This is a genomic window from Streptomyces sp. NPDC104313 (assembly GCF_055583985.1).
Genome location: NZ_JBVJMW010000006.1, coordinates 55,951 through 68,349 on the forward strand (window position 1 = coordinate 55,951; position 12,399 = coordinate 68,349).

Sequence of the window (12,399 nt, forward strand, 5' to 3'; positions counted from 1 at the left end):
CCGGCCGAGGCGGCCCGCTGACCGCCCGCCCCGGCCCGCAGACCACTCCGGCTCGCTGACCGCCCCGGTCCGACGGCCACACGGCTCGCCGATCCCCACGGCCCGCCACCCCCCGTCCCCCTGATCGCAGGCCCCCGCTGATCGCTTCGCCCCACCCGCAGGACTGCTCCAGCACGCCGTACGGCACGGCGCCCCGCTCCCCGGGGGCGCCGTGCCGCGCTCCCCCCTGCCCTCCAGCACCACCGGAGTCCCCATGCTGTTCGCCGCCACCCCGCCGCCGGTCGAGACACCACCGCACACCGGTGGTCTGCTCCTCCTGATCGACGGCACCGCCGGTCTGCTGACCGTCGCCGCCCTCGGCATCGCCCTCCTGCTCTTCCTGATCATCAAGGTCAGGCTCCAGCCGTTCGTCGCCCTGCTCGCGGTCTCCATAGCCGTCGGCCTCGGCGCCGGGCTCTCGGTCACCGAACTCTTCGGCACCGTGCAGAAATCCGCCGCCGTCTCGCTCATCGAGTCCGGCATGGGCGGCATCCTCGGCCATGTCGCGATCATCATCGGGCTCGGCACCATGCTCGGTGCGATCCTCGAAGTGTCCGGCGGGGCAGCGGTGTTGAGCGCCCGCCTGCTGAACGCCTTCGGTGAGAAGCGCGCACCCCTCGCCATGGGTATGACGGGCCTCGTCTTCGGCATCCCGGTCTTCTTCGACGTCGGCATCTTCGTGCTCGCACCGATCGTGTACGCCGCCGCCAAGCGCTCCGGAAAGTCGATCCTGCTCTACGCGATGCCGCTGCTGGCGGGTCTGTCGATGACCCACGCGTTCCTGCCGCCGCATCCGGGGCCGGTGGCCGCCGCCGGACTCTTCAACGTCTCGCTCGGCTGGGTCATCCTGATGGGCGTCGTCGTCGGCATCCCGTCGGTCATCGCCGCCTGGGCGTACGCCGCCTGGATCGGCAAGCGGATCTTCGTCGACGTCCCGCAGGACATGATGGAGGCCGCCGAGGAGGCCAGGGCCGCCGTCGCCGCCGAACAGCGCGCCGCCGGGATCACCCCGCAGGAGAAGCCGATCCCGCTCTCCACGGTCCTCGCGATCATCGGCACCCCGCTGATCCTGATCCTCGCCGCGACGTTCTCCTCGATCGCCCTGGACCCCTCCACGCTCCGCTCGGTCGTCGAGTTCTTCGGCAACCCGTTCGTCGCCCTGACGATCGCCCTGTTCCTCGCGTACTACCTGCTGGGCATCCGCCGCGGCTGGTCCCGCAAGTCCCTGGAATCGGTCTCCACGTCCTCGCTCAAGCCCGTCGGCAACATCCTGCTGGTGGTCGGCGCGGGCGGCGTCTTCGGCGCCGTCCTCAAGGGCAGCGGCATCGCGGACGCGCTGGCCGACACCTTCAACGACGTCGGCCTGCCGGTCATTCTGCTCGCCTGGCTGATCTCGGTCGTCCTGCGTGTCGCCCAGGGCTCGGCCACCGTCGCGATCGTCACGACGGCCGGCATCGTGGTCCCGCTGGTCGAGGGCCAGAACCTGTCCCAGCCCCACCTCGCCCTGATCATCATGGCGATCTCGGCGGGATCGATCTTCGCCTCGCACGTGAACGACGGCGGCTTCTGGATCGTGTCGAAGTACTTCGGTATCAGCGAGCGCGACACCCTGAAGTCCTGGACCGTCCTGGAGACGGTGCTCTCGGTCGCGGGCTTCGTCGTCGCGGCGCTGCTCAGCCTGATCATCTAGCGAATCGGCACACACAGGGACGTTCCCCGTCCCTGTGTGTGCCGGTTCCGTGCGCACCCCTTGTGCTGTCCCGTCGATTGCGCTTCCTTGATCGGCATGGTGGAGACAAGCGCGACCACAGCGACAGGGGAGCCGGCCTCCCGACCACGTCAGTCCAGCTGGAAGTACATCGGCCCCGGCATCGTCGTCGCGGCGACCGGGGTCGGGGCCGGCGACCTCGTCGCGACGCTGATCGCGGGCAGCAAGTTCGGCTACACCCTGATGTGGGCGGCGGTGATCGGCTGCGTCGTCAAGATCTCGCTCGCCGAGGCGGCCGGCCGCTGGCATCTGGCGACCGGCCGCACGCTCTTCGACGGCTGGCGCAGCCTGGGGCCCTGGACCACGGTGTACTTCGCGGTCTACGTCGTGCTCTGGGGCTTCCTCTACGGGGCGACGGCCATGTCCTCCAGCGCCCTGCCCATCGTGGCGCTGTTCCCCGACGGTCCCGGGCTGAAGTTCTGGGCGATCGCCACCGGGCTGATCGGGCTGGCCTTCGTCTGGTTCAACCGGTACGCCGTCTTCGAGAAGGTCATGACGGTCCTGATCGGCATCATGTTCGTGGTGGTCGTGTATGTGGCCGCCCGCGTCGTGCCGGACGTCGGTGCCTCGTTCGCCGGGCTGCTGCCCGTGCTCCCGGACGGCTCGCTCCTCTACACCCTCGGGCTGATCGGCGGCGTCGGCGGCACGATCACCATGGCCGCGTACGGGTACTGGGTCAACGCCAAGGGCTGGAGCAACTCCTCCTGGATGAAGGTGATGCGGCTCGACAACCGGGTCGCCTACATCACCACCGGGGTCTTCGTCGTGGCGATGCTCATCGTCGGCGCCGAACTGCTGCACGCCTCCCGGATCGCCCTCACCTCCGGTGACCGAGGCCTGATCGACCTGGGGAAGGTGCTGGAGGACCGCTTCGGCGCGGGCACCGCCAAGCTCTTCCTGGTGGGCTTCTTCGCCACGTCGTTCTCGTCGCTGATCGGCGTCTGGCACGGGGTCAGCCTGATGTTCGCCGACTTCGTGGAGCGGTTCCGGGCCCCGGCGGCCGGTGCGGCCAAGGGCGAGGAGCACGAGGAGCAGGAGGAGCAGGAGGAGCACGAGGGGGCGGATGTCGCCGAGCGCCGGCAGCGGTCGCTGCCGTTTCGCGCCTACCTCCTGTGGCTGACCTTCCCGCCGATGACCCTGCTCTGGCTGGACGAGCCCTTCGGCCTGGTCATCGCCTACGGGGTGCTCGGCGCGTTCTTCATGCCGTTCCTCGCCCTGACCCTGCTCTGGCTGCTCAACTCCGCGCGTACGCCCCGGGAGTGGCGCAACGGATGGCTCAGTAACGGGATGCTCGCCCTGTCCGGGCTGCTGTTCGTCGTGCTGTGCGTCCAGCAGGTGCGCGAACTGCCCTGGTGATTCGGCTGCCCGGCGGACCGAACGCAGCAGCGCCGCCGGGGGAGCGGCGGCGCTACTGGTTCGGGGACCCCCGTGCGGGGACCGGGAGTGCTACGGCAGGCTGCGGACGTGCGGGCCGACCGCCTTCGACCAGGCGAACCCGTCCGTCGCGTCCCAGTTCGTCGACCAGGTCATCGCGCCGCGCAGTGACGGGTAGGCCCTGGACGGCTTGAACGAACCGCAGTTGGTGCCCTTGGCGAGGCAGTCCAGCGCCGCGTTCACGATCGACGGGGAGACGTAGCCGCTGCCCGCGCCGCGACTGGACGCGGGGACGCCGATGCCGACCTGGGACGGGTCGAGACCGCCCTCCAGCTGGATGCAGGCGAGCGCGGTCAGGAAGTCCACCGAGCCCTGCGAGTAGACCTTGCCGTCGCAGCCGAGCATCGAACCGCTGTTGTAGTACTGCATGTTGACGACGGTCAGGATGTCCTTGACGTTCAGCGCCGTCTTGAAGTACTCGCCCGAGGTCGACTGCATGTCGATGGTCTGCGGGGCCATCGTGAGGACCAGCCCGGGGCCCGCCTTCGTCGACAGCTGGCGCAGCGCCTTCGTCATGTAGGTGGCGTTGAGACCGTTCTCCAGGTCGATGTCGACCCCGTTGAAGCCGTAGTCCTGCATCAACGCGTAAACCGAGTTGGCGAACGCGGTGGCGGAGGCGTCGCTGTCGACCCGGACCGTGCCCAGCTCGCCGCCGATCGAGATGATGACGTTCTTGCCGGCCGCCTGCTTGGCCTTGATGTCCGACCGGAACTGGGCGTCGGTGTAGCCGTTCAGCCCGGCGGTGGCCAGGTTGAAGGTGACCGCGCCCTGGGTCGCCGTGGCGTCCGCGAAGGAGACCGCGATGATGTCGTAGTCCGCCGGGACGTCGCTGAGCTTCTGGACGGCCGCGCCGTTGTTGAAGTTCTGCCAGTAGCCGGTCACCGCGTGCTTGGGCACGGTGGTCACCGGGCCGGTGCCGTTCTTGGCCGTACGGGCGCTGACGGCGGCCGACTTGACCGACTCACCGGCGGCGTTGGTGGCGCTCACCGAGAACTGGTAGGCGGTGTCCGCGGTGAGGCCCGTGACGGTCGCCGAGGTGCCGGTGGAGGTGGTGGCCTTCGTGCCGTCCCGGTACACGGTGTACCCGGTGGCACTGGAGACCGCGTTCCAGGACAGGGCGACGGAGGACGGGGTCGTGGCGCCCGCCGCGAGGCCCCCGGGAGCCGCCGGGATGACCGGGCCGGGTTCCTCGCCGCCACCGCCGTCGGGGCCGGTCACCTCGAAGTCGTCGGCGAGGTAGGCGGCCTGCCCGTACCAGCCGTGGGTGTAGACGGTCACCGAGGTGGTGTTCGCGCCGGTCTTGAAGCTGGTGGACAGCTTGGTCCAGGTGGTGGAGCCCGGCGTCCAGGTGGAGACGTCGGTGGTTCCGGTGCCGCTCACGCCGAGGTAGGCGTATCCGCCCTGCACCCAGGAGCTGAGCGCGTACGTCGAGTTGGGCTTGACCTTGACCGACTGGGAGCACTTGGCGTTGTCCTGGCCGGCCGGGGTGGCCTTGAGTGCGGACGTACCGCCGTGCACGGGGGAGGAGACGAGTGCGCCGCTGTTCCCGGCGCAGGTCCAGTTGGCGAGGCCCGACTCGAAGCCCGCGTTCCTGGCGTTGTTCACGTCGGCGGCCTGGGCCGTGCTGACGAGTCCGGTGACGGTCAGGGCGGCGGCCGCGACGACGGCCATGCTGCCACCGAGTATGGGCCGGGACCGGCGCCTGCTGCGACTGCGGCCTGCGGAGCGTTCCACTGGTTCCTCCGTGGGGAGTTGGTGGCCTGGCGGGGTTCGTGCAGGAGTGCCGGACGGACGAAGGGCCGGGGCTGCACGGGGTGGGCCGGGCGGAGTGGGGATCCGTGACGGTGAAGCACGATGAATCACGGTGAGGCGGTGTGAATCAGAGTGAATCGGGGTGTCGTACGGCGGTGGTGCAGGGGGGCGCTGAACCGGGGGCGTCGAACGTGGGGGGTCCTGCCGGGGCGGTGGCCACCGCCTGGCGCATAAAACTGGTCCAGACCAATCAAGTTGTCAAGACCTTTGGCGGTGAAGAGCATTCCGTGAGGGTGAGCGCGAGGCCGTGCCGCGGAGTCGGCGCCGGGGTACCCGCGTGTCCGTGGAGGGTGCCGGACCGGGGTTTTTTCCGCCGGGAACCGCCCCGCGACCGGACATCGCCCCCCGCACGGGTGATCTTGCGGGAGATCTTCGGACGGTCACGGAAACACCCTTACGGAATGGAGACGGACACCCTGGAATCCAGTCTGACGTGCACGAATGGGTGCGTGATCGAAAACCGGACACGGGATTCGGTAACGCTCCGCAGTGATAGTCGGGTTGGGCGGAATCGATTTCGTCCCGTTTAGCACCCGGTCCCCGTAGAACGGTGTTCGCACGATGCCGTACTGGTCTCCGATAACTGTTCTCTGCCTGATGAGACGTGGCTAAAGTGCTGGGTCAGGAGCACGGGGCACGGAGCAGGAGCGATTGCGGCCGACGTCCCCACGTCGACCGGAGCCGAAACGGGGAAGAGCGTGCCGACCGCAATAGCAGTGACGAGCGCAGACCTGGTGCTGCCGCCCACCGACCAGCAGACGCCGACCGCCGCCCTGCTCCAGGCACCCGAGGCCCAGGCACTGGAGTTGGCGATCGGCGATATGCACCTGCTGCTGGAACAGCACGGGTATGTGATCGCCCTCTATCCCTCGGGCATCCGGCCCGAGCACGAGCGTCGCCTCCACTCCATCCGCTCGGTGCTGGAGAGCGACCGGATCGCCCTGGTCAAGGTGGATCTCCCGCCCCTCGGCCTCGCCGTACTGGTGCGCCAGCTCCGGCAGTTGTCCATCTGTGACTTCAGCCCCGGGGTGGTCGCCTCCGCCGCCCGGCTGCTCTCGCACTACATCTACGCGGGCGCCCTCCTCAACTCCGTCGCCCGGCTCGACCGGGTCCCGGTCAGCCTCAAGAGCCACGCCACGTCCTGGGTCCCCGGATCCCAGTTCGCCGTGCTCGCCGGACCGGAGTCACAGCTGGTGAAGGTGGGTCCGACCGTCGAACCGCCGACGGGGCCGGATTTTGGTACGCATCTTCTGGTCGCCAAAGGGAATCTGCAGTCGGACTGGGTACAGGAGACCCTTGCGCCCGCCTGGAAGGTCCAGGCCATTCACGATGCCACGGTCCCGTCCGACTCACCGCGCTGGTGGGGCACGGGGAAGCTGGTGGAGTTCGCCGCTCATCTCCCGGACCTCACCGTGCTCTACCAGCTGGTCTCCTCCGTACGCCGGGAGAAGTGCCACTGGTGCGCCATGGAACTCATCGGCGACCGTTGCGCATTCTGTTCCGCTCCGCTCGCCGCTTCGGAGAACCGCATGCTCCCCACCGTTGTCCTCCACCACGAGGCCGGCGAATCGCCGGGCCCCTAGCGAGGGCCGCTCCTCCCCGCAGGACCCGCTCCCCCCGGCTCCTGTCCGCACTCCCCGCCCTGCCCGTACTCCCCGCACCCACCGTCCTTATCTCTCCTTCCGGCGCGAGATCCTCCCCGCTCCGGTCGGCCCGCAACACCGCGCCACCGCAGATGTAAGCGCGTAACCGCCCCACCGCCCCACCGCGGATGTATGCGCGTAACCGCTGCACCGCACCGCTCTCTCCGTCCGCTGTCCGCCCCACGCACCCGAATCGAACGAGGTTGTCCGGACCATGAACTCCCGCCAGCGCCGCGGCGTGATACTCCTGCTCCTGTCGGTCCTGTGTGCCTTCGCGGCCTTCGCCGGAGTGCTCTCGGTGATCGGCGACGTCAACTCGAAGGTCGGCCCCGAGGTGACGGCGTACCAGCTGAAGACCAACGTGGCTCCGTACACGGCCCTGAACAGAGGCCAGTTCGAGAAGATCCAGATGCCCAAACGCTGGCTCTCCGAGAACGCCGTGACCGACCTGCGGGAGGTCGAGTCGAAGATCGCGGTCACCGAGCTCCGCGAAGGCTCCCTGCTCCAGTCGGACATGATGGTCCGTAAGCCCGAACTCCGGGCGGGTGAGCAGGAGATCGCCATCATGATCGACGCGTCCACCGGCGTCGCGGGCAAGATCACACCGGGCGCGACGGTCAACATCTACGCCACGTTCGCCGGTGAGCAGCAGGGCGCCGCGGCCCAGTCCAAGGTCATCGTCTCCAACGCCAAGGTGCTGGACGTCGGCGAGCTGACCCCCCTGGACCCCAGCGCGGACGACCGGGGCACCCGGGCGACCGAGGCCGTGCCGATCACCTTCGCCCTGAACACGCTGGACACCCAGCGTGTCGCCTACGCCGAGTCCTTCGCGGAGCACGTGCGTCTCGCGCTCGTCGCCCCGGGCAGCGACGGCACCATCCGCCCGGGGGACCGCACCTACACGCTCGACAAGGACAAGTGAGGATGGGATGACCACCAGAATCCTCCCCGCCGTCGGTGACCTCGACGCGGCGCGTTCCGTCACCACCCTGCTCAGCCAGCTGCCCGACGCCGAACCAGCGTCCCCGGTCGGCGACTCCACCCAGCTCATCGACACCCTGGCCCGCCTCGCGGGCGAGGCGATCGACGAGCTGCCCGAGGTGGTGCTGGTCCACGAGCGGATCGGCCCGGTGCCGGCCCTGGAGCTGATCCGGGAGGTGTCGATGAGGTTCCCGTCCGTCGGCGTCGTCATGATCACCGCGGACGCCAGCCCGAACCTCTTCGCCGACGCGATGGACTCCGGGGCGCGCGGCCTGGTCACCCTGCCGCTGAGCTACGAGGAACTGGCCAACCGCGTCCAGGCTGCCGCCCAGTGGTCCGCCGGCGTACGCCGCCACCTCACCTCCGCGAACGACGTCTTCACCGGCCCCGGCGGCACGGTGGTCACGGTCACCGGCGCGAAGGGAGGCGTCGGCGCGACCGTGACCGCCATCCAGCTCGCCCTGGCCGCACAGGCCTCCGGCAACACGGTGGCGCTGGTGGACATGGACCTCCAGACCGGGGACATCGCCTCGTTCCTCGACGTCCAGTTCCGCCGCTCCCTGGTCGACCTCGCCCTGATCACCGACATCTCGCCCCGGGTGCTGTCGGACGCGGTGTTCTCCCACTCCACCGGCCTCGCCCTGCTCCTCGCCCCCGGCGAGGGCGAACGCGGCGAGGAGGTCAGCGACCGCTCGGCCCGCCAGATCGTCAGCGCGCTCCGCACCCGCTACGAGATCGTCGTCATCGACTGCGGCGGCCAGATGAACGGGGCCAACGCCGCGGCCATCGAGATGGCGGACGTGGCCCTGCTGGTCACGACCCCGGACGTGATCGCGGTACGCGGTGCGAAACGCATCGTACGGATGTGGGAACGGCTCCAGATCCGCAAGGCCGAGGAGACGATCACCCTGGTCAACCGCTTCACCCGCAACACGGAGATCCAGCCGACGCTGATCCAGAAGATCACCGGCACCCGGGTCGCCTCCGCGGCGGTCCCCGCGAACTTCAAGGAGCTCCAGGCGTCCATCGACTCCGGACGCCTGCACGAACTGGATGCCAAGAGCACGGTCAAGCAGGCGCTCTGGGGCCTGGCCGGCGAGCTGGGCATCGTCAAGGAGAGCGCGACGGCGAAGAAGAGCGGCAGCGCCCTGGTCAAGAGGAACACCGGCGCCTTCAAGAACGACCGGGGCTCGATCGGACGCCCGCGCCGCCGGCGCGACGGCTCCGGCCGCGGGCCCGGAGACTCCGAGGGGACACGTTGAGGGATGACCACCACAAGGACGGCACGAAGCGGCATACGGGGGCGGATCACCGCCCTACGTGACCGCCGGAACCGGAACGGGGACTGGGACCGGAACGGGGACTGGGACCGGAACGGGGACTGGGACCGGAACGGGGACTGGGACCGGGACCGGAACTGGGACCGGAACCGGGACCGGGACCGCGGACAGACCGCGGTCGAGTTCCTGGGCATGACCCCCTTCATCATCCTGATCATGCTCGTGCTCTGGGAGTGCGCCCTGATCGGCTACACCTTCAGCCTCGCGGGCAACGCGGCGGACGTGGGCGCGCGCAAGGGCAGCGGCGCGGAGTTCGGGGCGGGAGCGGCCTGCCGGGCGGGCGCGTTGAAGGACCTCCCCGACGCGTGGAAGGACGGGGCGTCGGTGCGGTGCGGTGGCGGCAGCGGCCTGTACGAGGCCACGGTGAAGCTGAAGGTCCCGGTACTGGTGCCGGGCCTGTTCGACCTCGACACCGAGATCACCGGCAAGGCCGGATCACCGAGGGAGGACCAGCGATGAGGACGCATCCGCACCGGGACGGGGTCCAGGGGCGGAGCCAGGGCCGGGACCAGGGCCGGGATCAGGGTCGGAATCAGGGCCTGGGCCGGGACCAAGGCCAGGACCGGGAACGGCAACAGGACCGGGGCCAGGTCGCCATGGAGTACCTCGGTTTCCTTCCTCTGCTGCTCCTCGTCGCGATGGCGGCCATCCAGCTCGGCCTGGCCGCGTACGCCGCCAACCAGGCGGGGACCGCGGCCCGTGCCGGAGCCCGTACGGAAGCCAGCGTGGACGCCCGGGGCAGTGGTCGCTCCAACGCCCGCGACGCCGTGAGCGACTGGGTGGAGGAGGGCGGATTCCGCTACCGCAGGAGCGGCGGCCAGGACATCACGGTCACCGTACGGGTCAAGGTGCCCTCCGTCGTGCCGGGACTGGACGGCTGGTGGGCCGAGCGGAGCACGACCATGCCCAACGAGAAATCCCGGATCGGTCTCTGACCCCCACCCGCACCCCCACCCGCACTCCCGCCCCACTCCCGCCCCACTCCGCCCCACCCCCGGCCCGGTCCTGACCGGGCCGGAACGGACCTGCCGGACCAGCACCGTCCGCGAACACCGAGGAGAGCTACGCCGATGAGCCTGCGGGCACGCATGACCGCTCCTGAGGAACAGAGCGGGGCACGGGAGGACGGCCACATGGTGGCCACCTACCGGGCCAAGCTGCTGGAGGAGATCGACCTCGCGGAGATGTCCTCGCTGGCCGCCGCCGACCGGCGGGCCCGGCTGGAGCGCGTCCTCGGCCACATCATCAGCCGCGAGGGCCCGGTCCTCTCCACCGTGGAGCGCTCACAGCTGATCCGCCGCGTCGTCGACGAGGCGCTCGGGCTCGGCATCCTGGAACCGCTCCTGGAGGACGCGTCCATCACCGAGATCATGGTCAACGGCCCCGACCAGATCTTCGTCGAGCGCAACGGCAGGGTCGAACAGCTTCCGATGCGCTTCGGCTCGCATGAACAGCTGATGCAGACCATCGAGCGGATCGTGTCGACCGTCAACCGCCGCGTCGACGAGTCCAACCCGATGGTCGACGCCCGCCTGCCCAGCGGTGAACGTGTCAACGTGATCATCCCGCCGCTCTCGCTGACCGGCGCGACGCTCACCATCCGGCGGTTCCCGCGCTCCTTCACGCTCCAGGAGATGATCGGCTTCGGGTCGCTGGACGAACAGATGCTGGTCCTGCTCGCCGGACTGGTACAGGCCAAGCTCAACATCATCGTCTCGGGGGCCACCGGCACCGGCAAGACGACGCTCCTCAACGCGCTGTCCGGACTGATCCCGAACATCGAGCGCATCGTCACCATCGAGGACTCCGCCGAACTCCAGCTCCAGCAGAGCCATGTGATCCGGCTGGAGACCCGCCCGGCGAACGTCGAGGGCAAGGGCCAGATCACCATCCGCGACCTGGTCCGCAACTCGCTGCGTATGCGCCCCGACCGCATCGTCGTCGGTGAGGTCCGAGGCGGTGAGTCCCTCGACATGCTCCAGGCGATGTCCACCGGTCACGACGGTTCGCTGGCCACCGTCCACGCCAACAGCGCCGAGGACGCGCTGATGCGTCTGCAGACCCTCGCCTCGATGTCCGAGGTCGAGATTCCCTTCGAGGCGCTGCACGACCAGATCAACAGCGCCGTCGACGTGATCGTCCAGCTCACCCGGCACGCCGACGGCACCAGGAAGATCACCGAGATCGCCGTCCTCGACTCGCACGGCCGCGATCCGTACCGCATCGTCACGGTCGCGCGGTTCAACGCCCGGCCGATGGCCCCCGACGGCCGCGTCTACGGCGACTTCCAGTATCTCCCGTTGCCCCGGAAGCTCGCCGAGCGCCTCTACCTGGCCAGTCAGCCCATCCCGCAGGCGTTCGGCGTCGCCCAGTCCGCCGAACAGCTCGCCACCCGAGAGGCCAACTAGGTACCGAGCCATGGACAACGTCAACCTCCCCCTGGTCACCGTCGGCGTCACGCTGCTGACCTGCGTGCTCGGCGTGATGGGCCTGTACTCCTACTCCGGTGGCAAGGCCGACCGCGACGCCCTGGTCGACCGGCTCTCCCACGTCGGGCAGATCACCGAGAAGGGCAGCCCCCGCCGCTTCAGGCGTCTTGACCGCAGGCTGCGCGCCACCGCGCTCGGCCGGAAGCTGGAGCTGAAACTCGCGGCGACCGGCATGGACATCACGCCCGGCGAGTTCTTCGTCTACGCGCTCGTCGCGATGGCGGGGCTCTGGATGATCGCCTCCTCCGTACTCGCCGCGTTCTTCGGACCGGTCGCCGCCCTGATCGGCCTCTGGGGCACCAACGCGTTCCTCAACTGGCAGCGGATCAAGCGCACCGAGCGCTTCATCAACCAGCTCCCCGAGCTCTCCCGGATCCTCGCCAACGCCACCCAGGCGGGCCTGGCCCTGCGCACCTCGTTGTCGATGGCGGCCGAGGAACTGGAGGACCCGGCCGGCGAGGAGCTGGCCCGGGTCGCCAGGCGGCTGGCCGTCGGCGAGCCCCTGGAGGACGCGCTCAGCGAGCTGACGGACCGGCTCCCCTCCCGCGAACTCGTCGTGCTGGTCACGACGTTGGTTCTCTCCAACCGGGCCGGCGGTACGGTCGTCAGCTCGCTGCGCAACCTCACCGAGACCCTGGAGGAACGTAAGGAGACCCGCCGCGAGGTCAAGACCCAGCTCTCCCAGGTCACCGTGACCGCCTACGCGGTACCCCTCTTCGGCATCGGCGCGATGCTGCTGATGAACGCGGTCATGCCCGGCGCGCTGGACCGTATGACGGGGGCGTTCTTCGGTCAGGCGGCGGTGGTCGTGTCCATCGTCCTCTACGCCATCGGGTTCGTCGTCATCCGCCGCTTCTCCCGTATCGATGTCTGAGACCAGGAACCAGGAAGAA

General features: G+C 69.4%; 10 protein-coding genes. 9 read left to right on the forward strand and 1 reads right to left on the reverse strand.

Annotated elements, in window-relative coordinates; translation table 11 throughout:
* Positions 1-253 precede the first annotated feature (253 nt).
* Positions 254-1,729 carry a GntP family permease gene (locus tag ACZ60Q_RS15940; RefSeq protein WP_469634961.1) on the forward strand — a complete coding sequence of 492 codons (1,476 nt, stop codon included), beginning with the start codon at positions 254-256 and terminating at the stop codon, positions 1,727-1,729.
* A gap of 96 nt (positions 1,730-1,825) precedes the next feature.
* Complete coding sequence (locus ACZ60Q_RS15945) at positions 1,826-3,163, forward strand: Nramp family divalent metal transporter (RefSeq protein WP_469634004.1); 1,338 nt, start codon at positions 1,826-1,828, stop codon at positions 3,161-3,163.
* Positions 3,164-3,253: 90 nt separating this feature from the next.
* Here the strand turns inward: ACZ60Q_RS15945 and ACZ60Q_RS15950 are convergent, their stop codons facing one another.
* Entirely contained in the window at positions 3,254-4,975 is a 1,722-nt protein-coding gene (locus ACZ60Q_RS15950) for a chitinase (protein WP_469634006.1), read from the reverse strand.
* Between the two features lie 794 nt (positions 4,976-5,769).
* Between ACZ60Q_RS15950 and ACZ60Q_RS15955 the strand changes: the two genes are divergently transcribed.
* The 7 genes from ACZ60Q_RS15955 to ACZ60Q_RS15985 all read left to right on the forward strand — a co-directional run bounded on the left by ACZ60Q_RS15955 (position 5,770) and on the right by ACZ60Q_RS15985 (position 12,380).
* Positions 5,770-6,636, forward strand: coding sequence for a hypothetical protein (locus ACZ60Q_RS15955; RefSeq protein ID WP_469634008.1), 867 nt, complete (start codon positions 5,770-5,772; stop codon positions 6,634-6,636).
* Positions 6,637-6,910: 274 nt separating this feature from the next.
* A complete protein-coding gene (cpaB, locus tag ACZ60Q_RS15960) occupies positions 6,911-7,618 on the forward strand; it encodes a Flp pilus assembly protein CpaB (protein WP_469634010.1) in 708 nt (235 codons plus the stop codon).
* 7 nt (positions 7,619-7,625) lie between these two features.
* Positions 7,626-8,939 (forward strand): AAA family ATPase, encoded by a 1,314-nt coding sequence (locus ACZ60Q_RS15965; RefSeq protein ID WP_469634013.1) that lies wholly within the window; start codon positions 7,626-7,628, stop codon positions 8,937-8,939.
* A 3-nt stretch (positions 8,940-8,942) separates the two neighbouring features.
* Positions 8,943-9,476 (forward strand): TadE family protein, encoded by a 534-nt coding sequence (locus tag ACZ60Q_RS15970; protein ID WP_469634015.1) that lies wholly within the window; start codon positions 8,943-8,945, stop codon positions 9,474-9,476.
* Between the two features lie 137 nt (positions 9,477-9,613).
* Entirely contained in the window at positions 9,614-9,952 is a 339-nt protein-coding gene (locus ACZ60Q_RS15975; RefSeq protein ID WP_469634964.1) for a TadE/TadG family type IV pilus assembly protein, read from the forward strand.
* Positions 9,953-10,087: 135 nt separating this feature from the next.
* Positions 10,088-11,425, forward strand: coding sequence for a CpaF family protein (locus tag ACZ60Q_RS15980; protein WP_469634018.1), 1,338 nt, complete (start codon positions 10,088-10,090; stop codon positions 11,423-11,425).
* A 10-nt stretch (positions 11,426-11,435) separates the two neighbouring features.
* The gene (locus tag ACZ60Q_RS15985) at positions 11,436-12,380 is read left to right on the forward strand and encodes a type II secretion system F family protein (protein WP_469634021.1); all 945 of its coding nucleotides are present in this window, start codon (positions 11,436-11,438) and stop codon (positions 12,378-12,380) included.
* Positions 12,381-12,399 lie beyond the last annotated feature (19 nt).

Coding starts and splice junctions, on each gene's coding strand:
- ACZ60Q_RS15940 (WP_469634961.1), top strand. CDS start 254: ATGCTGTTCGCCGCCACCCCGCCGCCGGTCGAGACACCACCGCACACC.
- ACZ60Q_RS15945 (WP_469634004.1), top strand. CDS start 1,826: ATGGTGGAGACAAGCGCGACCACAGCGACAGGGGAGCCGGCCTCCCGA.
- cpaB (WP_469634010.1), top strand. CDS start 6,911: ATGAACTCCCGCCAGCGCCGCGGCGTGATACTCCTGCTCCTGTCGGTC.
- ACZ60Q_RS15965 (WP_469634013.1), top strand. CDS start 7,626: ATGACCACCAGAATCCTCCCCGCCGTCGGTGACCTCGACGCGGCGCGT.
- ACZ60Q_RS15970 (WP_469634015.1), top strand. CDS start 8,943: ATGACCACCACAAGGACGGCACGAAGCGGCATACGGGGGCGGATCACC.
- ACZ60Q_RS15975 (WP_469634964.1), top strand. CDS start 9,614: ATGGAGTACCTCGGTTTCCTTCCTCTGCTGCTCCTCGTCGCGATGGCG.
- ACZ60Q_RS15980 (WP_469634018.1), top strand. CDS start 10,088: ATGAGCCTGCGGGCACGCATGACCGCTCCTGAGGAACAGAGCGGGGCA.
- ACZ60Q_RS15985 (WP_469634021.1), top strand. CDS start 11,436: ATGGACAACGTCAACCTCCCCCTGGTCACCGTCGGCGTCACGCTGCTG.